This window comes from Dorea formicigenerans (assembly GCF_025150245.1).
Classification (GTDB): domain Bacteria; phylum Bacillota; class Clostridia; order Lachnospirales; family Lachnospiraceae; genus Dorea; species Dorea formicigenerans.
In genome coordinates, this window is sequence record NZ_CP102279.1 from 1,880,074 (window position 1) to 1,900,359 (window position 20,286).

A 20,286-nucleotide genomic window follows, 5' to 3' on the forward strand; every position below is an offset into this window, starting at 1 on the left:
AATACCATGAAAGGAGTATTTAGAGTATTTATGGATAAAAAGAATCAAAGACCTGAATTTCACGGCAGTGATCTGGAAAAAATCGCTGCATATTACCACATTCCGGCATCCGAAATTCCAGGCATCATTAAATTCGGTGCCAACGTGAACCCTCTTGGACTGTCCGAATCTGTAAAAAATGATCTGGCAGGGCATCTGGATATTATTTCCTCCTACCCGGACCGGAACTACACTTCACTTAAGAAAACTATCGGAGAATACTGTCACATTTCCCCTAAACATATTGTTGTAGGAAATGGATCAACAGAATTAATTTCTCTGCTCATCAGTCAGAGACAGGCAAAAAAAGCACTTGTTGTAGGACCAACTTATTCTGAGTATGAACGCGAGCTTGCCCTCACCGGTGGAACGATCACTGAATATAACCTGAAAGAAGATTTAAATTTCCAGTTAGATATGCAAGACTTCTTTGCCTCTATGGCAGATGATGTCGACCTGCTGATTCTGTGCAATCCGAATAACCCGACATCATCAGCGATTAAAAATCACGATGTGAAACAGATTTTAACCTTCTGTAAAGAACGTAATATCTTCGTCATGATAGACGAAACTTATGTAGAATTTGCTCCGGACGTAGCCGAAATTACTGCCATTCCACTGACTGATGAATTCGATAATGTAATGGTCATCCGCGGTGTATCCAAATTCTACGCAGCACCGGGACTACGCTTCGGCTACGGTATCACAAGCAATCATGAATTTTTAGAAGCACTGCTTATTCACCAGAACCCGTGGAGCTTAAACAGCGTCGCAGCCTATGCCGGTGAGCGCATGTTCAAAGACAACACCTACCAACAAACAACAAGACAGCTTATCTGCTCCGAACGCGACCGCATGTACATGGCTATACAAAACATGCCGGCCTTCAAAGCATACAAGCCTTATGCCAACTTCATACTTGTACGCATCTTAAAAGAAAGCTTAACTTCATTTGATATTTTCGAGGCAGCCATAAAAGAAAGAATGATGATCCGTGACTGCTCATCATTCAAAAGTTTAGATGGCGAATATATCCGGTTCTGCATAATGAATCCAGAAGATAATACACATCTATTAAAATTGTTGGAACAATTCTAATACAATTCAATTGGGGACGGGGTTTTTTTGAAAACAATGTCATTAAGTTAAGGATAAAATTGTAATTATTGAGGCTTTGACACTTCTTTTTTATGGATTGTCAAGGCTTCTTGTTTTTCAAGGATACTACAAGTAAGCAGCGAAAAATCCCTGCTTTCTCATGGTTCCTATTTTCATTTTTACAATCTTATGCTATCCTACTATTGAATGCTATTGCTGACTTTTTAACCGTATCTCGTGGAAAAGTCCGGTTATCCCTTATGGGGACAAGATAGTTCAGCAACATTTTTTCAACCTCTGGTGCTGCTAAAGTCTGGGAGCACCAGAATTCTCTACAAATACACATTGCCATTTTTATATTCAATTTATATTCATATTTCCAGTATTCCTGCTGTTTTACCGCAATTCCACCAACTATAGTTTTACAAAAATTGAACATAATTAGCTTTCCATACAATTCTTGTATGATTAATTCTGAGTTCTTAGAATGAACAGATGCAGCGCCAAGCGCATATTTTAACTGGTCAAATGCAGTTTCAATTCCCCAGCGCATATGATATAACCGTTTTAAATCATCTGCCGAAAATTTCTCTTTAGAAAGATTTGTAAACAGTACTTCAGTTGTGGTTTCAGAGAGTTTTATTTTTACAATTCTAAGATTTAATCGATATTCCTCACAATCGTCTGTGAAAAAATCAAATGTTGCATCACTGCGAATTCGTTTATATTTTCGTGGGTTTGTTTTTACTTTTTTGCTATGTTTTTTACAGATATAAAGTTCTTTTTCGATATCGTATTCTTCTGTATCAGGAAGATTCAGACCAGAACAGATACCTGTACCTGATTCTCTTCCCCGAACCACGTATTTATCCCCTTTTTGTTCTATATGGGCGAAAGTATTATAACTTTCGTATCCCCGATCAGCCATAAAAATAGCAGGAAACGCAGAAGACCGGCGGTCTACCATTTGAGCCAGGGCTTTATGCTCATTACATTCACAGATTGGCTGAAAAACGACATCTTCAAAAATACCACTCTGAAGATGGTACATAGCATTTAAATGTATCACATTTCTTCCCTTTGAGATATTGGGTATCTTACGCCAGCATAGTGGTTCTTTTAGATTTTCCGGGACAGAAAACTGGGAACCATCTATTGCCAGAAGTTGGTAACCCTGGAAAAGCGCACCTTTTTTACAAGTCTCTGTAAACGAATGGAACAAGGCCGGCATTGCAGAATCTGAAAGTTTTTGCCGAGCCTGAATCATAGCGGAACTATGCGGAATACCCGAATAGTCTGTTGAAAAGAAGAGTGGTTTCTTTGAAAAGTGACGGAATAATTCCTGATCCATACATTGTCCTTGCAGAGGGAGAAGGAATCGAATCACCTCTTCAAATGGAAGTTTACGATTCCTAGAAAAGTCTTTTCCCGGACGCTTTACGTGTGATGAAAAATCTCTGCATAATATTTTTATAGCAGACTCCAGTTTTTGCTTTACAATAAAAGAAATATTTGCCATTTGAACCTCCTAAAAAAGAATATATTCAAATGGCTTCGCCACACTTTTGTGAAGTTTTGTCAAGCTTTTAGGCAAAAAAAGTAGTGCAAAAAGTAAAAAACTACTTTTCACACTACTAAAATCCTTAACTTAATGACATTGTTTTTGAAAAAACCCCGTCCCCAATTGAACTTTAACCTGTCCCTTTTTGAATTGTTTCTTTTTCTAAACTATTTTACTATTCTATAATATTCTCGTTCTGTCACCATAAATACAATACAATAAATCACTGCAAAGACTATAATTGTTGCTATTGTGCATTCAATAAATAATGTGATGTTTGTCATGGAAAACATTGCCAGTAGTTTTGTAATGACTTTGAAGGCTGCTGCCACATGAATGATTGCCATAATAAGCGGCAGGAAGAAGATCATTAGCACCTGGCTTCGAATAGATTTTTTTACTTCTTGTTTATCCATGCCAACTTGCTGCATAATCTTGTAACGGCCTTTGTCGTCGTAACCTTCGGAAATCTGTTTGTAGTAAATAATGAGTACTGTTACCATGAGGAACATGAAGCCGAGATACATGCCCATGAAGAAGAGGCTGCCATACAATTCGTAAAAGGAGTCTTTGTTAATTTGTCTTCCGCTACAGGAGCAGAAAGTTTCTGGAACTTGCTCACTCAGTGCTGTTCTGATCTGTTGTTCTACGTTCTTTTTTAATTCGCTGGAACCTTTCATATCGAAAGCCTCATAATAAGTCATTGCCATCAGGCTTGCTTTTGTTTCATCATTCTGTGTACTTTTTTCATAAGTCTGTTTTAAAATATTCAGAATCTGTTCTTCGTCTTTCATAATCATGTAAGTAATTGGAATATCTTTATCGTTATTTTTCTCGTCTAATTGAGATTTGTCCAATTCTTTTTTTATATTAAATTTTGTATCATCTAAATAAATTTCATTCTGTCCGTAACTTTTTGTCTGAGTAGAAAAAAGAAGTACTTCTCCATCATTTAATGTCTCATTTTTTTCTTCCAGACGGTTATAGTCTGCAAGTGGAATCAGCACAACTGAACTGGACGTTTTGTCTGAATAATATTTATCAGGATCCAGAATCATCTTATTTCCATCCAGATAACCGGTCAGTTCTCCCAAATGATAAATACGTTCATTTTCCGCCTTCGTATTATTTTTTCTTATAATTTCCTCAATGATTGTATGCACTTTTTCTTCTGTCTGTGCATTTGTTCTGTAAATGCTCACCTCGCACTCTCGTGGATATCTGACGCTGATAATGTCATTCATACCCACATAAAGGCAAACGGTAGTGGATACCATAATCAGTACCATCGTACTTAAGATGCAAATGTTTGCGAGCCCCACTGCGTTTTGTTTCATGCGGTAAACCATGCCGGATACTGCCGTAAAATGTTTTGCCTGGTAATAATATTTTTTGTTTTTCTTTAACATTTTCAGGACTGCGATACTTCCTGCAATAAACAGACCATAAGTTCCGAGCACAACACAGACAACTGCGAAGAAAAATTTTGTCATCGCATCCAGTGGATTTCCGGTCGTTTGTGCAATGTAATATCCGGTTCCAAGCAAAATCGCTCCCACAATCGCCAGAAGCCACTTTGTCTTTGGCTCACGCTCTCCTTGATTGCTCCCATGCAGAAGCTCTACCGGACTGACTATGCGGATCTGAAGCAAATTATAAAGAAGAATCAGTACGAAAATTGCCATAAAAAATACAAATGTCTTCTCCAGCACCGGAATCTCTACCGTAACTTTCACACTGATATCATAATGTAAAAGTTTTCCAAGTACAAGATACATCAGCTTTCCAAATACAATACCTAAGAGTATACCACCGAAAATACTGATAAATGCAGTAATCACCGCCTCAATCGCAAGCATTTTTGCAATATGTCCTTTTCCCATACCAAGAATATTGTAAATCCCGATTTCCCGCTTTCTTCGCTTAATCAGGAAACTGTTCGTATAGAATAGAAAAATTACAGAAAAGATCATCAGCAGTCCATTCATATAGCCCATAATCAATTTCACATTTTTACTTAGCCCGTTATTTCCCTGTGCCATACCACCAACAATGTAGTACATCATAACAGAAAGTACTGCCATTAAAATGTATGGAACATACGTCTTACGATTGTTTTTCAGATTGGTGATTGCAAGTTTTCCATAGATTTTGCTACTCAACGCGCTCACCTCCTGCTTCGAGAACAGTCAGTGTGTCGGAAATTTTCTGATACATCTGTTCATCAGTCAGATTGCCACGGTACAACTGATGGAATACCTCACCATCTTTAATGAACATCACGCGATTTGCACTACTGGCAGCTTTCACACTGTGAGTGACCATGAGAATTGTCTGTCCATCATGGTTCACAGAAGAAAACAAGCGAAGAAGTTCCTGCGCTGCCTTGGAATCCAGTGCTCCGGTCGGCTCATCTGCCAGAACGATCTGCGGCTTGATAATCAGCGCTCTTGCCACTGCCACACGTTGCTTCTGTCCACCAGACACTTCGTACGGGTACTTTTCCAGAATTTTTTCAATACCAAGATGCCTCGCGATCGGCGCAAGGCGCTGTTCCATTTCTTCATATCTTCTTCCGGACAGAACCAGTGGCAGAAAAATGTTATCTTTCAGTGTAAATGTATCTAACAAATGAAAATCCTGAAATACAAATCCAAGATTCTGACGACGAAATGCAGACATTTCCTTTTCCTTAATCGTACTTAAATCTCTTCCCTTTAAAATGACCTTGCCACTTGTCGGGCAGTCAAGCTGTGCCAGAATATTTAACAGGGTACTTTTACCAGAACCAGACTCTCCCATGATTGCCACATATTCTCCCGGCTCTACTGAAAAATTCACATCACGAAGTGCCTCTACTTTATTGCCCCCAAAACGAGTCGTATATATTTTCTTTACATTTTTCACTTCCAATAACGCCATATCAATTTCTCCTTCTTTTTCATTGTATAAAAACTGCTTTCAAAATCCTGCGGACATGTCTTTCACACGATTTTTTTAACTTCTTTACACAATCAATTATAAAAAAAGAAGAAATGCATTTCCATTGATTTTGGTTACATTTCCCCCTGCTAATCTTACAATCTTGTCACTATTTACTCTACCTGTAAATTTTCTTTCATCAGATACAATAACACCCGTGTTCCTTTTCCCAGCTTAGATTCTACTCGGATCTGGCAACGGAGCTTCTCTATAATCTGCTTACATAAATAAAGACCGATGCCTGTAGATTTCTTATCACTTCTTCCATTATACCCGGTGAATCCCTTTTCGAAAATACGCGGCAAGTCTTCTGAGCATATACCGATGCCTGTGTCCTCAATTACAAGCCAATCATCTTCCATATAAATAGAAATGCTTCCTTCGACTGTGTATTTCAATGCATTGGACAAAATCTGCTCCAGTACAAAAACGAGCCATTTTTCATCTGTCGTAACGGTTACCCGAAGTGCTTCATAATGTAATGCCAATTTCTGCATGGCAAACATACGGGAATACTTCTTAAGTGCCTGCTTTACCAGATTGTCCAAAGCATATTCCTTCAGCATAAGATCTCCCGACATATCCTCCATACGCACATAAGTCAGAACCATTTCCACATACTGTTCTGTCTTAAAAAGTTCTGTCTGCATATCCTGCAAAAGCTCATAAGTTCTGGCATCTTCCGTGTCGCCGGCTGCCTGCGCAAGCACTTTCATGGCAGCAATCGGTGTCTTGATCTGATGCGCCCACATACTGTAATAATCTTTCATTTCCTGGCGCCCAATCCGCTCCGCTGATTGCAGATCAGACATTTTCTTATACATATTTTGAATAATTGCCTGATACTCTAACTCGATATATGACCTTGTCGCCGGAAGATTTTCCGTCACCTCTTCCAAACGCTGCTTTGCCTCAATGACTGCCACACCCTTCTTATAATATTGGTTAAATTTGAAAATTCCATATCCAAGCAGCCAGATTGCGGAAAGAAAAAATGCATAGTTCACCGCATCAACTGGCAAGTTGCTCAGGCTGAAAATGACATAAAACACACCAATGAATCCAATATACAGGCAGATATCGCCTCTTTTTTCTTTCAAAAAACTCCCCAGCAGCTTTATCATTCCACAATATACCCAATTCCTTTCTTCGTCTGAATCCAATTTTCTGCTCCGATTTCTTCCAATTTCTTTCTAAGCCTCGCCACATTCACTGTCAATGTATTATCGTCAATGAACTCATCACTCTCCCACAACCTCGTAATCAGATTTTCCCTTGAAACAATCCGTCCTGAATTCTCCATCAGAAGCTTCAGAATCCGGAATTCATTTTTCGTAAGCTCCACCGACTGACTCCCACAGGTCACTGTCGCATCATTAACATTTAGCATCACTCCTGCATGCTCAAGTACGTCCATCGTCCCACGGAATGCATAAGCTCGCCGAAGCACCGCCTGCACCTTCGCCGTCACTACGCTAAGGTCAAATGGTTTCTCCACAAATTCATCTCCGCCCATATTCATGGCCATAACAATATTCATATTATCATTTGCCGATGATAAGAAGATAATCGGTACTTTTGAAATCTTGCGGATCTCCTGGCACCAATGGAACCCATTAAACAATGGCAATACAATATCCAGGAGCACAAGCTGCGGCTCATACTCCCGGAAATCTTCCATCACATTCTTAAAATTCGTCACACAATGCACCTCATAATCCCATGTTCTTAAATGCTCCGCCAGCACATTTGCAATCGTCCGGTCGTCTTCTATAATTAAGATTCTATACATACATCCTCCTAAGTCACCCGTTTGGCAATAGTGTAACTGATTTTTTTCGATTTGTGTATAGTTCTCCTCAAATCTTACAAAAATTTAAGGTTCCGTGTTAAGTCCGAATCTCCCAGCTGATATAAATCTTTCTTTTATTCTCTACTCCGCAAAGAATTTTGCTTTCACGTCTTCCACCGGCATTTCCTGGCCTGTAAACAAATGAAACGCCTCTGCCCCTTGCCACAGGAGCATACCTTTTCCACCGACCACACATTTCACACCGGCTTCTTTCGCCTCGCGCATCATACGTGTCTCCTTCGGATTATAAATAATCTCCGCAACGACCAAATCTTCCCTATATACAGAAGTGTCCTGGATCATCGTCCCTTTCTCATTCGGTTTCATGCCCACATTTGTTGCATTTACAAGAATATCACTCTCTCCAATACTCTTATACAATGCTTTTTTATCTGCCATATCACAGACCTGTATCTTGCACTCTGGTGCAAATTCTAATATTTTCTTCGCAATCTTCTCAAGCTTTTCGAAGTTTGCTCCCTTTCGGTTAAACACATGAATCTCGGAAGCTCCGTCCAGTGCAAGCTGTACAAAAATTGCAGTTCCGGCTCCACCACCGCCCATAAGTGTAATTGTCTTATCTTTTACAGAGACGCCGTGTTCTGCAAGATTTTTCACAAATCCGACTCCGTCTGTATTGTGCCCAATTAGTTTTCCATTTTCATTCACTACCGTATTGGAAGCGCCCATGATCTGCGCTGCCGGAGACAACTCATCGACCTGTCTTGCAACTTCCATCTTACATGGCATCGTCACATTAAAACCGCGGATTTTAAGAAGTCTCGCCGCATCCAGAAATTCTCCTACCTGGTCTTCTTTTATCTCAAATGCCATGTAGGCATAGTCAAGTCCTAATTTTTCAAAGCTGTAATTGTGCATTGCCGGAGAACCGGAATGTCCCACCGGAGAACCAATCAGTGCTAATAATGTCGTTGTTCCGCTAATTCTTTTTTCCATGTCATGTACCTCTTCCAGTCATTATATAATATTATCAATTATGTTCTAAAACAACTGATTTTCTGATTCCAATTATAACACACCGCTAAACTGACCGCACTCTTTAATTATCTTACATTCTCAGAGATTGTTTTCACTTTCAAGAATGCCTCGGCATTCTTGCTGCGAGGTGCGCGTCATGCAATTGCATGACATACTTCTACTGCGCACCTCTGCAAGTCTACACTCCGTTTCGGTCGGCGCAAAACCATTGTCCACCGGACAATGTGCGCCCTACCGGAGGCTATATCAGCTGGGGGATTGACTCCCACCACTGATACCAGCTTGTTTCTCACCACCTATAGGTGGGAGTCATCTTCCAGCTGATATAAAAAGACAGCCACGACACATTTTGTGCGCCATGGCTGCCTTTTTCAATACCACCCTCATCTCATGATATTTTCTACTTTCAAGAATGCCTATACTGCCTGAATCTTTGCAATGTCCACCAGTGTCAGTTTCTGAATATCTGTATTCTCCAGACTGGTGATCAGTGCTTTTGCTGTATCGATAGCTGTCAGGACATTGACACCCGTCTCAATTGCACTTCTTCGAATTACGAAACCGTCTTTGGAGTGTTCTGCTCCCTGTGGCGGAGTATCAATAACAAGATCTATCTTATGTCCAAGGATCAGATCCATGAGGTTCGGTGTGCTCTGTTCAATCTTGTTGACTGCAATTGCTTTCACACCTGCTTCTGTAAGTGCTTCTGCTGTTCCTTTTGTCGCAAAAATCTTGTATCCGATCTTTTCAAAACGTTTACCGATTTCTACAGCCTCATCCTTATCCTCATCACGGACAGTCATAATCATATTGCTAAATTTCGGAAGTTTGATTCCTGCACCTAAGAATGCTTTATATAGCGCCTCGTCAAATGTCTTGGCAATTCCAAGGCACTCTCCTGTAGACTTCATTTCTGGTCCAAGGCTGATATCTGCATCACGGATCTTCTCGAAAGAGAATACCGGCATTTTAACTGCATAGTAATCTGCCTCCGGCTGAAGTCCCGGTGTATATCCAAGTTCTTTGATCTTGTGACCGATAATCACTTTTGTTGCCAGTGGAACAATTGGAATTCCAGTTACTTTACTAATGTATGGTACCGTACGGCTGGATCTTGGGTTTACCTCGATAACATAAACCTCTTCACCACACACAATGAACTGAATATTAATCAGTCCGATGACATGCAGGGATTTTGCAAGTCGTCTTGTATATTCTTCAATAGTACGTTTTGTCTTATCAGAAATACTCTTTGCAGGATATACAGAGATACTATCTCCGGAATGGATACCCGCACGCTCAATATGCTCCATGATACCTGGAATCAGGATATCTTCTCCGTCACATACGGCATCGACCTCAATCTCTTTTCCCTGTAAATATTTGTCTACCAGAATCGGGTGATCCTGCGCAATCTGATTGATGATTCCGATAAATTCCTCGATATCATTATCGTTAATAGCAATCTGCATACCTTGTCCGCCAAGCACATAGGACGGTCTTACCAGTACCGGATAGCCGAGTCTGTTCGCAACAGTCTTTGCCTCCTCAGCTGTAAATACAGTTCCACCAGTCGGTCTTGGAATCTGGCATTTTTCCAGAATTTCATCAAATAATTCGCGATCTTCGGCTGCATCTACATCTTCTGCTTTTGTACCAAGAATTGGCACTCCCATTTTCATCAATGCTTCTGTCAATTTAATTGCTGTCTGACCACCGAACTGAACAACTGCTCCGTCCGGCCTCTCCAGGTCTACAATGCTCTCTACATCTTCCGGTGTCAGCGGCTCAAAATAAAGCTTATCGGCAATATCGAAGTCCGTGCTGACTGTCTCCGGGTTATTATTGATGATAATTGTCTCGTATCCCTCTTTTGCAAATGCCCATGTACAGTGTACGGAACAGAAATCGAACTCGATTCCCTGTCCGATACGGATTGGACCAGAACCAAGGACAAGAACCTTTTTCTTACCGGAAGTCTCTTCTACTTCATTTTCACTTCCAAATACAGAGTAATAATACGGTGTTTCTGCCGCGAACTCAGCGGCACAGGTATCTACCATTTTGTAAGATGCGGTAATACCGTATACCATTCTAAGATCATGCACCTGTCTTTCTGTAAGACCTGTCAGTCTTGCGATAACCTCGTCCGGGAACTCCAGGCGTTTTGCTTCTTTTAATAATTCCTTTCCAATTCCGCCACGTCCAGACGCTACTCTTGGCGCGCATGCACGCAGAGACTGCTCCATCTCTACCAGGTTTGCAATCTTATCGATAAACCAAATATCAATCTTTGTAATCTTATGTATTTCTGTATAAGGAATTCCTCTTCTAACTGCCTCTGCAATCTTCCAGATTCTCTGATCGTCTACTACGTCCAATGCGTTCATCAGTTCTTCTCTGGAAAGATGACTGAAATCATAGGACATAAGACTGTCCACATGCTGTTCCAAAGATCGGATTGCTTTCATAAGCGCTCCCTCAAAATTATCACAAATACTCATGACCTCTCCGGTCGCCTTCATCTGTGTAGTCAGTGTACGTTTTGCACTGATAAATTTATCAAATGGAAGTCTCGGAATCTTAACAACACAATAATCAAGCATCGGTTCAAAACTTGCATATGTCTTCTTTGTAACTGCATTTTTAATCTCGTCAAGTGTATATCCAAGCGCAATCTTTGCTGCTACCTTTGCGATTGGATAACCCGTAGCTTTCGATGCAAGCGCAGAAGAACGGCTGACACGTGGATTTACTTCAATAACACAATATTCAAATGATTCCGGATTCAGGGCATACTGTACGTTGCAGCCTCCTGTAATATTAAGCTCACTAATGATATTGAGGGCTGATGTACGGAGCATCTGATATTCTTTATCGCCCAGCGTCTGAGACGGTGCTACAACAATACTGTCTCCGGTATGTACACCAACCGGATCAATATTTTCCATATTACAAACCGTGATACAATTTCCTGCTGCATCACGCATTACCTCATATTCAATCTCTTTCCATCCTGCGATACAACGTTCAACAAGTACCTGACCCACACGGGAAAGACGAAGTCCATTTTCAAGAATCTCTACAAGCTGACGTCTGTCATGTGCAATTCCACCACCGCTTCCGCCAAGAGTGTATGCCGGACGAAGAACGACCGGATATCCAATCTTTTCTGCAAATTCGATTCCGTCCTCTACGCTTTCAACTACAAGTGATGCTGCACATGGTTCGCCAATTTTTTCCATTGTTGATTTAAATTCCAGACGATCCTCTGCCTTCTTAATTGTCTGAGCTGTTGTTCCGATCAAGCGGACATTATGTTCTTTGAAAAACCCCCGCTCTTCCAATTCCATAGCAAGATTCAGCGCTGCCTGTCCTCCCAGAGTCGGCAGGACACTGTCTGGCTTCTCTTTCATAATAAGCTGTTCAACAACTTCTACCGTCAATGGCTCTATGTATACTTTATCAGCAATATCCTTGTCCGTCATAATAGTCGCAGGATTTGAATTCAACAGCACAACTTCCAGTCCTTCTTCTTTCAAAGAACGACATGCCTGTGTACCCGCATAGTCAAACTCTGCTGCCTGACCAATGACAATAGGGCCAGATCCAATTACAAGTACTTTCTTAATTTCTTTATTTCTTGGCATCTTATTTGTCCCCCTTCATCATCTCAATAAATCTGTCAAACAGGAATGTAGAATCCTGTGGTCCCGGGCATGCTTCCGGGTGGAACTGTACAGTGTATATCTTCTTGCCTATGTAATTCAATCCTTCGTTTGTTCCATCATTGACATTGATAAATGCTTCTTCTGCAACATTCTTATCCATAGTATTATAATCAACCGCATATCCGTGATTCTGCGAGGAAATGTAAACGCGTCCCGTAGACAGATCTTTTACAGGGTGATTGCCACCTCTGTGACCATATTTTAATTTATATGTCTTTGCACCATATGCAAGAGCCATCAACTGATGTCCCAGACAAATTGCAAATATTGGAATGTCTGTCTCTGATAATTTTCGGATCTCTTCTATAATAGAAACACAAGTTTCCGGATCTCCAGGACCATTGGATAACATGATTCCGTCCGGATTAGATTTTATGATTTCTTCTGCTTTTGTGTCTGCCGGATAGACAGTCACTTCACAGCCTCTTTGAATTAAAGATTTTGAAATATTATTCTTTGCTCCAAAATCCATAAGTGCCACTTTAAATTTTTCTCCTGGAAGAACATGTTTCTCGTCGCAGGTCACCTTTGATACAACATCTCCAACGGTGTACGCCTTAAGTTTTGGAATGATTTCATCTAAATTATAATTCTCATTTGTAGTAATCATACCATTCATGGTTCCCTTTTCCCTGAGAATCTTCGTCAATGCTCTTGTATCCACGCCTTCAATTCCTGGAATGTCCTGTGCAACAAGGAAATCCTGAATTGTACCGTTGCATCTGAAATTACTTGGCATTCTGGATAATTCTCTTACAATATATCCGTCCGGCCATGCTTTCTTTGACTCCATATCTGGTGTGATTCCATAGTTTCCTATCAGTGGATAAGTCATCACAACGGCCTGTCCGGCATATGAAGGGTCTGTCAGCACCTCCAGATATCCGGTCATTGACGTATTAAAAACAATCTCACTGATCATATCCCTCGTCGTCCCGATACTTTTTCCCTCAAAGACTGTCCCGTCTTCTAGAATTAGAAATGCTTTCATATATTCACCCTTATCCTTTCTGTTACTTCTAGTCTGCTCTAAAGCTTCCCAAATTGTTAAAAGTATACTATACTTATTATCCTTTTTCAACCCAAAAAAAGTATTTTTTAGCAGTTTTTTATCTACTTTCGACAAAAACCATTAAAATAGTCTCTAATTTTAATGGTTTTTATTTTACGTTAAAAAATTGTTTTTTTCGTCAATATGCCTGTTATATTGGTTTTATCCATACTTTTTCGTTTAAAATCCGGTTGATATTTTAGCATTTAGGATGGGATATATTTCAATTCTTTTTTTAAGAATATTTCCAGAAAATTGTAATTTTATTCATTTTTTTGTCATCTATGTAACTGTAGGAGACTTCTGTCAAATGATACCACTGCGCCAGATTCTGTGCAGCACGCTTCACCTCGTTATTTAAAATGTCTTCTTTTGCAGTTTTATAAACTGATTCATCGGAATATTTCAGTACAACTTTCGTCTCTCTCGCCGAAATCACCTGGTTCATTACTTTAAGCGCCGTCTGACCATCATATTCTGTATAATACATTCCATTAACTACATAATAATTCAAATCCATCTTCGTACAATCTGGAAGTTCTACTTCCAAATCCGGCGTATGAGTCCGAAACAACTCATCATCATCACAAAGCATATAATCGTAGCTGATATTGTCACGAATTTCGTCATCCATTACATTTTCAGCCTCCTCTTCCGACTCCTGGAAAATTGGATCTCCCCACGTCACATCCACATAATAATAATCGCCGTCACATTTCACCAAATTCCATGCATGAGGAATCTTATGACCATCACCATCACTGAAAGATTCTGTCACCTCCCCAGTAACATAAGTGCAGAACAGCCCCTGCTTCTCCATGAGATACTGCATTGCTTTAGAATAACCGGCACACACTGACTTTTTTCCAATAAATACACTGCAAATATTTTGGTTATCTTCTGCTGCATCATCATAATCCACCTGATTCACAATATACTCATAATCATAAAGAATCTTCTCATAATCCGAAGCATTTTCACTGATACCGGACAGACACTCCGACACCTCCATGTCAATCTGTGTCTTCTTTTTCTCACATTCTTCTTTCGTATACAAATATCCCGGCATCACAGACGTATAATTCTGAAGTCCAGAATAGGCTGTGGAAGAAGCTGTCCCATCGCTCCAGAAAATCTCTGGATAATCATTCAACACATAAACAAGAAGTTCATTAACACGTTCCGGCTTCTGGCTGTGCACATGAATTTGCTCTACATGTTCCAAAAGCCCCTGCAAAAGCTCCTGATACACTGTCTGCTCTTCTTCACTTAGTTGCTGATAATAAAATTTACCGTCCATTTCTACGATTTCTTCTGAAACATGCTGATATATCACCGGATCCTGACCAATTAATTTCAGCATGACATCTTTTATATTGCCATATTCCCTGTATTGATATACTCCACAGACAATCAAAACTCCCATTACTAAAATCAGGAATCCCAAACCTCTATGGCGTCTTCTTTTCTTCTTTTTTTCCATCTATAATCCTTTCTTCACATCTCACACATTTTCTTTCTCTATCATACAATAAAAGTAATCTAGTTTCTATGAGGTATTTTTTATTATGAGCATTTTTCATATAACCGACACGCCGGATTGGGGGCAGTTGAAAATAAATCTGACTTCCAGGATTCATGCACATCCTATTGAAAATGCACGTATTTCGATTTCATACACTGGAGTCCCTGATGAGACATTGGAAGAGTTGACTACAGATTCTTCCGGTCAGACCGACACCATTAATCTTCCTGCACCTCCAATTGAATACAGCTTAGATGAAACAAACGAATTGCAGCCCTATTCTGAATATACAATTTCTGTGGAAGCAGCAGGCTATGAATCTATCCAGATTGCAGGTGCTGAGATTCTATCCACAGTCACAGCTATCCAGAATATTTCCATGCGTCCGCTCATTCCTGACACAAATCAAAATTCTATTTATGTGATACCTGCACATACATTATATGGAAATTACCCGGCGAAAATACCGGAGGAAGAAATCAAACCATTAACCGAAAGCGGTGAAATTGTCTTAAGCCGGGTCGTTATTCCCGAATACATCGTTGTTCATGATGGAAGTCCGAGAGACTCCACCGCTAAAAATTATTATGTCCGTTACAAAGATTACATCAAAAATGTGGCATCCAGTGAAATCTATGCAACCTGGCCCACCAATACGATTCGCGCAAATGTACTGGCAATTATGTCCTTTACATTAAATCGGGTCTATACAGAATGGTACCGGAACCAGGGCTATGATTTTACTATTACATCTTCCACTGCATTTGACCACAAATGGATTCCTGAACGGAATATTTACGATTCTATTTCAATCATCGTAGATGAATTATTTGCCGACTATCTTGCAAGACCAAATGTAAGACAGCCGATACTTACACAGTATTGCGATGGAAGACAGGTTCAATGTCCAAATTGGATGACACAGTGGGGCTCAAAGACCTTAGGTGATCAAGGGTATACTCCCATCCAAATTCTACGTTACTACTACGGTGATGACATGTATATTAACACTGCCAGTGCAATTTCCGGTATTCCATCGTCCTGGCCGGGTTACGACTTAAGTATCGGTTCCACCGGTGACAAGGTACGCCAGATGCAGGAGCAACTCCTTGTTATATCTGATGCCTATCCAGCAATTCCTAAGATTGATGCAGATGGAATCTTCGGTCCTGCCACTGAAGCTGCTGTACGAAAATTTCAGTTAATCTTCGGTCTTCCAGTGACTGGAATTGTTGATTATAAAACATGGTATAAAATCTCAGAAATATATGTTGGAGTATCTAGAATTGCAGAATTAAATTAGCTTAGATGGTTAAATACATCACCAAAGAATAAAATATATTGAAATAACTTAGGATTGCGGAGGTGCGCAGTAGAAGTATGTCATGCAATTGCATGACGCGCACCTCGCAGCAAGAATGCCGAGGCATTCTTGAATATCTAAATTTTTGTGTGATACAGGTATGTTTTCCTGTATCACATAAAACCCTCAAACTGACAGAATAATTACATTTTTTCATGTTTCTTTTTTCCACGTTCATCGTAGTCATCAAGGAAATTGTAAATATCATCATCTTTGTGATATCCAATGATTGTTCTTAAATTTACATTATGAACACTTCGGAAAATATTCTTTTCAATCAGATTGCTTTCTTCTCTGAACTGCGCGATTAGTTCTTTCATTTCATCACGTTTGGAACCACGTCCTCCGCCACAGGTTGCACAATTTTCTGTAAACCTGCATGCACACTGGATAAAATTTAATTGATTATAATCTCGCCATCCAATAATATCCGCCTCTTTAATCAGATACATTGGTCGGATCAACTCCATACCTTCAAAGTTCGTACTATGAAGTTTAGGCATCATTGTCTCAATCTTTCCACTGTATAGCATTCCCATCAGAATCGTCTCAATCACATCATCATAATGGTGTCCTAATGCAATCTTATTACATCCAAGCTCCTTCGCATGTGAATAAAGATAACCTCTGCGCATTCTTGCACAGAGATAACACGGATTTTTGTCAATGTCTGCTACAGTATCAAAAATATTGCTTTCAAATACTGTTAACGGAATTCCAAGGACCTTTGCATTATCCTGAATAATCTTCCAGTTATCTGCATTATATCCTGGATTCATCACAAGAAAGACTAGCTCAAAATTTGCTTTTCCATGCTTTCTAAGCTCTTGAAAAAGTTTCGCCATAAGCATAGAATCTTTTCCACCAGAAATACAGACAGCAATCTTGTCTCCGTCTTTTACAAGTTCATACTCCCGAATTGCCTTCGTAAATTTGCACCAGACAGATTTACGGAACTTTTTAATAATACTTTTTTCAATATCCTTCTGTTTTTCAGCCATGACTGTCTCATTTTCCACAAAACGTCCAAGCATCATACGTAGAAAAGAACGATATCCACCTTCAATATTGTACGCTTCATATCCTGCTTCTTCCAGCATATTTACTGTATAAGCACTCCACTCCCCGGTGTGGCAAAGTACATATACTGGTTTATCTCTCGGAATCTCATCTCTTCGATTGTCCACTTCCTGCATCGGAATATTGATTGCACCTTCAACGGTTCCTCTACAGTAAGCATCCTCCGGACGGATATCCAAAATTGTGACCTGATTTATATCTTTCTTCTCTACATCTTCTATCGTAATCGTCTTCATTTTCCCTTATGTCCTCTTATCTACGCAATATTTTCTCCATCACAGGATACACAAGCACTGCCCCATTTCTCACAGTCCACTTTTCATGGCGAATTGTACGGTACCCTCTCTTTTCAAACATAATTACTGCAGGCAACGTAGCCTCCAGACGTACCGACTCATATTCTCTGGCAATCACATCTTCCAACCGCTGCATGATCAGACTGCCAACGCCATGTCTCTGATAATCTTTCCTCACAAAGACCCGAGTAATATGGTTGCCCTCAAAACTGCCGGCACCAATCACACACTCCCCATCCTGAAGGATATAAATGCGTTCCTCTTCAAGATCACGTTCCAAATTCTCCCAGCAATGCTGCTGGCTAAAGAACCTTACCACTTCCTCCGGATAGTACTTTGGATAAACTTCTTGAATCGTATTTTGAACAAGATCATAGAATTCTTCCATATCATCAATTGTCGCTTTTGTATACTCCAATTCAACACCTCATACACAATTTCAATTTGGGACAAGTTACTTTTCAGTTGGGGACGGGGGTTTTTCAAAAAAACCCCGTCCCCAACTACAATTAAAAGAAAATTCTGGCAATATCGTTATACATCACTACTACCATCAAAATCATTAGAAGTGCCATGCCTGCCAGATGCACGTAACCTTCTTTCTCCGGTGGAATCCGTTTTCTACGGATTGCCTCTATGAGTAAAAATACAAGTCGTCCTCCGTCCAATGCCGGTAAGGGTAATAAATTCATGACCCCTAAGTTTGCCGATAGCAGAATTCCAATATTAAGGAATTGTGCTATTACAATAAATACACCATATGACTTGCTTTCATTATAAGTTGTATCTACCATATTTACGATTCCCACTGGACCGGATAATTGTTTGACGCCTACGTTTCCTGTCACCAGTTGTTTTAGACTTTCAAATGTAGTACATACCCAGAATTTAACTTCGTACGCACCATATTGAACAGATGTCCATGCATTTGCTTTTGTATTTCCACCTCCACTGATTCCGATACGATAATATCCAAGTTCGTCATCCATCTTCGGTACTAATGTCGCTGTATGTTTTTCTCCGTCATGAAGATATGTTACTTTTACTGTCTCTCCTTGATGGAATTGGTTATAATAAGTGATCTCACGGAAAACATTAATCTTCTTTCCACCCATCCGAACAATGGTGTCTCCCTCTTGTATGCCGGCCTCTGCCGCAGAATATCCTTCTTCTACACTCGAGATAACTGGTTTATCATATCCGACCATTGCTGTCAAAATTACAGCGAGAACAAATGCCATAATAAAGTTAAAAATCGGTCCCGCTGCAATGACTGAAATTCTTGCCCATACAGATTTTTTATTGAAGTTTCCAGGTGACTCTGTCTCTTCATCGTCTTCGCCCATTGCACAAAATCCACCGATTGGCAACAAATGTACAGCGTAAACTGTCCCTTTGTATTCTTTTGAAAATAATGTCGGACCCATGCCAATAGCAAATTCCTGTACATCAATGCCGTTTAACTTTGCAAGTGTAAAATGTCCAAGTTCATGAAAGAACACAATAAAACTAAAAATTAAGATTGCAAATATAATACCCAAATCTAACGATTACCTCCTGCTTTTGATTCGTGCGTAAGTTTCAGCTTCTGTCTCCAGAATCTGGTCAAGTGTCGGGTTCTCAATATTCTTATGTGCTCTCATACAATCCTCTATAATCTCTATAATCTCCAGATATTTAATCTCCCTGTTCAAAAATTGTCCGACTGCCATTTCATTTGCCGCATTGAATACAGTTGGAAGCGATCCACCTGTTCTTCCCGCTTCATAAGCCAGTGCCAGTCCGTAAAATGTATCCATATCCGGCTTTTCAAAATCCAGTTTTCCCATGCGCCAGAAATCCAGCCTGTCTCCCGGCAAATACCTGCGCTTAGGATAATAAAGTGCATATTGAATTGGAAGTTTCATATCTGGTGTACCAAGTTGTGCAATAATTGCGCCATCTTCATATTCTACCATAGAATGAATGACACTCTGCGGTTGTACAACGACTTGTACTTTATCCACCTCCACTCCAAAAAGCCATTTTGCTTCAATGACTTCCAGACCTTTATTGACCATAGTTGAAGAATCAATCGTAATTTTCCGTCCCATTGCCCAATTCGGATGCTTTAACGCATCTTCTACCTGAATATTCAAAAGGTCTTCCTGTTTTTTCCCGCGGAACGGTCCACCCGAAGCTGTCAATAAAATCTTATGGATTGAATTCATCTTATTGCCTTGAAGTGACTGGAAAATGGCACTGTGCTCACTATCCACCGGAAGAATGGAAACCCCCATTTCTTTTGCCAGGGGCATAATGATATGTCCCGCAGTTACCAATGTCTCTTTATTTGCGAGAGCGATATCTTTTCCTGCTTTAATTGCCTCAACCGTCGGGCGGATTCCAATCATACCAACAACAGCTGTCAACAGTATCTCCACTTCTTCCATAACTGATACTTCAATCAGTCCGTCCATACCAGTTACGATTTTTACATCCAGATCCTGTACTTTTATTTTTAATTCTGCCGCTTTTTTCTCATCCCAGACAGCTACAAGTTTTGGCTGAAATTCCCTTATCTGCTCTTCCAGAAGCGAAATATTGCTTCCTGCTGCCAGACCAAGTACCTCGATATCTCCATTTTCTCTTACGACTTCCAGTGTCTGTGTTCCAATGGAACCTGTAGAACCCAGAATTGCTATTTTCTTCATATTACCACCTTTTAAT

15 protein-coding genes are annotated in these 20,286 nt (G+C 40.1%); 2 read left to right on the forward strand and 13 right to left on the reverse strand.

All coding sequences use genetic code 11. The annotated features are described in order from the left end of the window. The first annotated feature begins 30 nt into the window (after positions 1-30). A complete protein-coding gene (locus NQ560_RS09200; protein ID WP_040015308.1) occupies positions 31-1,137 on the forward strand; it encodes a pyridoxal phosphate-dependent aminotransferase in 1,107 nt (368 codons plus the stop codon). Between the two features lie 187 nt (positions 1,138-1,324). Here the strand turns inward: NQ560_RS09200 and NQ560_RS09205 are convergent, their stop codons facing one another. The 9 genes from NQ560_RS09205 to NQ560_RS09245 form a co-directional block, all read right to left on the reverse strand. After that, positions 1,325-2,656, reverse strand: coding sequence for an IS4 family transposase (locus NQ560_RS09205; RefSeq protein WP_005331271.1), 1,332 nt, complete (start codon positions 2,654-2,656; stop codon positions 1,325-1,327). A gap of 209 nt (positions 2,657-2,865) precedes the next feature. Beyond that, positions 2,866-4,860: an ABC transporter permease gene (locus NQ560_RS09210; protein WP_005331273.1), complete on the reverse strand. Its 1,995-nt coding sequence runs from the start codon at positions 4,858-4,860 to the stop codon at positions 2,866-2,868. Further along, complete coding sequence (locus NQ560_RS09215; RefSeq protein ID WP_005331274.1) at positions 4,853-5,620, reverse strand: ABC transporter ATP-binding protein; 768 nt, start codon at positions 5,618-5,620, stop codon at positions 4,853-4,855. Before NQ560_RS09215 ends, NQ560_RS09210 begins: the two co-directional genes overlap by 8 nt. A 173-nt stretch (positions 5,621-5,793) precedes the next feature. Further along, positions 5,794-6,780: a sensor histidine kinase gene (locus tag NQ560_RS09220; RefSeq protein ID WP_227968878.1), complete on the reverse strand. Its 987-nt coding sequence runs from the start codon at positions 6,778-6,780 to the stop codon at positions 5,794-5,796. Positions 6,781-6,800: 20 nt separating this feature from the next. After that, complete coding sequence (locus tag NQ560_RS09225) at positions 6,801-7,472, reverse strand: response regulator transcription factor (protein ID WP_005331276.1); 672 nt, start codon at positions 7,470-7,472, stop codon at positions 6,801-6,803. Positions 7,473-7,613: 141 nt separating this feature from the next. Beyond that, on the reverse strand, positions 7,614-8,489 hold the full coding sequence (gene aroE, locus NQ560_RS09230; RefSeq protein WP_005331277.1) for a shikimate dehydrogenase: 876 nt from the start codon (positions 8,487-8,489) through the stop codon (positions 7,614-7,616). Positions 8,490-8,947: 458 nt separating this feature from the next. Beyond that, positions 8,948-12,181 carry a carbamoyl-phosphate synthase large subunit gene (gene carB / locus NQ560_RS09235; protein ID WP_005331285.1) on the reverse strand — a complete coding sequence of 1,078 codons (3,234 nt, stop codon included), beginning with the start codon at positions 12,179-12,181 and terminating at the stop codon, positions 8,948-8,950. Position 12,182: 1 nt separating this feature from the next. Next, a complete protein-coding gene (locus tag NQ560_RS09240; protein WP_040015309.1) occupies positions 12,183-13,253 on the reverse strand; it encodes a carbamoyl phosphate synthase small subunit in 1,071 nt (356 codons plus the stop codon). A gap of 295 nt (positions 13,254-13,548) precedes the next feature. Beyond that, positions 13,549-14,796, reverse strand: coding sequence for a transglutaminase domain-containing protein (locus NQ560_RS09245; RefSeq protein WP_005331287.1), 1,248 nt, complete (start codon positions 14,794-14,796; stop codon positions 13,549-13,551). 85 nt (positions 14,797-14,881) lie between these two features. Here NQ560_RS09245 and NQ560_RS09250 point away from each other — a divergent pair, with 85 nt between their 5' ends. Then, complete coding sequence (locus tag NQ560_RS09250) at positions 14,882-16,141, forward strand: peptidoglycan-binding domain-containing protein (protein WP_005331288.1); 1,260 nt, start codon at positions 14,882-14,884, stop codon at positions 16,139-16,141. 203 nt (positions 16,142-16,344) lie between these two features. On the opposite strand, the gene NQ560_RS09255 is transcribed toward NQ560_RS09250, so the two are convergent. The 4 genes from NQ560_RS09255 to NQ560_RS09270 all read right to left on the reverse strand — a co-directional run bounded on the left by NQ560_RS09255 (position 16,345) and on the right by NQ560_RS09270 (position 20,270). Beyond that, a complete protein-coding gene (locus NQ560_RS09255; protein WP_005331290.1) occupies positions 16,345-17,517 on the reverse strand; it encodes a PP-loop family protein in 1,173 nt (390 codons plus the stop codon). Positions 17,518-17,533: 16 nt separating this feature from the next. Further along, complete coding sequence (locus NQ560_RS09260; RefSeq protein ID WP_005331292.1) at positions 17,534-17,995, reverse strand: GNAT family N-acetyltransferase; 462 nt, start codon at positions 17,993-17,995, stop codon at positions 17,534-17,536. Positions 17,996-18,086: 91 nt separating this feature from the next. Beyond that, positions 18,087-19,118 carry an RIP metalloprotease RseP gene (rseP, locus tag NQ560_RS09265; protein WP_005331294.1) on the reverse strand — a complete coding sequence of 344 codons (1,032 nt, stop codon included), beginning with the start codon at positions 19,116-19,118 and terminating at the stop codon, positions 18,087-18,089. 9 nt (positions 19,119-19,127) lie between these two features. After that, positions 19,128-20,270 carry a 1-deoxy-D-xylulose-5-phosphate reductoisomerase gene (locus tag NQ560_RS09270; RefSeq protein ID WP_005331296.1) on the reverse strand — a complete coding sequence of 381 codons (1,143 nt, stop codon included), beginning with the start codon at positions 20,268-20,270 and terminating at the stop codon, positions 19,128-19,130. Between the last annotated feature and the right edge of the window lie 16 nt (positions 20,271-20,286).

Coding starts and splice junctions, on each gene's coding strand:
- carB (WP_005331285.1), bottom strand. CDS start 12,181: ATGCCAAGAAATAAAGAAATTAAGAAAGTACTTGTAATTGGATCTGGC.
- NQ560_RS09245 (WP_005331287.1), bottom strand. CDS start 14,796: ATGGAAAAAAAGAAGAAAAGAAGACGCCATAGAGGTTTGGGATTCCTG.
- NQ560_RS09250 (WP_005331288.1), top strand. CDS start 14,882: ATGAGCATTTTTCATATAACCGACACGCCGGATTGGGGGCAGTTGAAA.
- NQ560_RS09205 (WP_005331271.1), bottom strand. CDS start 2,656: ATGGCAAATATTTCTTTTATTGTAAAGCAAAAACTGGAGTCTGCTATA.
- NQ560_RS09270 (WP_005331296.1), bottom strand. CDS start 20,270: ATGAAGAAAATAGCAATTCTGGGTTCTACAGGTTCCATTGGAACACAG.
- NQ560_RS09215 (WP_005331274.1), bottom strand. CDS start 5,620: ATGGCGTTATTGGAAGTGAAAAATGTAAAGAAAATATATACGACTCGT.
- NQ560_RS09200 (WP_040015308.1), top strand. CDS start 31: ATGGATAAAAAGAATCAAAGACCTGAATTTCACGGCAGTGATCTGGAA.
- NQ560_RS09225 (WP_005331276.1), bottom strand. CDS start 7,472: ATGTATAGAATCTTAATTATAGAAGACGACCGGACGATTGCAAATGTG.
- aroE (WP_005331277.1), bottom strand. CDS start 8,489: ATGGAAAAAAGAATTAGCGGAACAACGACATTATTAGCACTGATTGGT.
- NQ560_RS09255 (WP_005331290.1), bottom strand. CDS start 17,517: ATGAAGACGATTACGATAGAAGATGTAGAGAAGAAAGATATAAATCAG.
- NQ560_RS09240 (WP_040015309.1), bottom strand. CDS start 13,253: ATGAAAGCATTTCTAATTCTAGAAGACGGGACAGTCTTTGAGGGAAAA.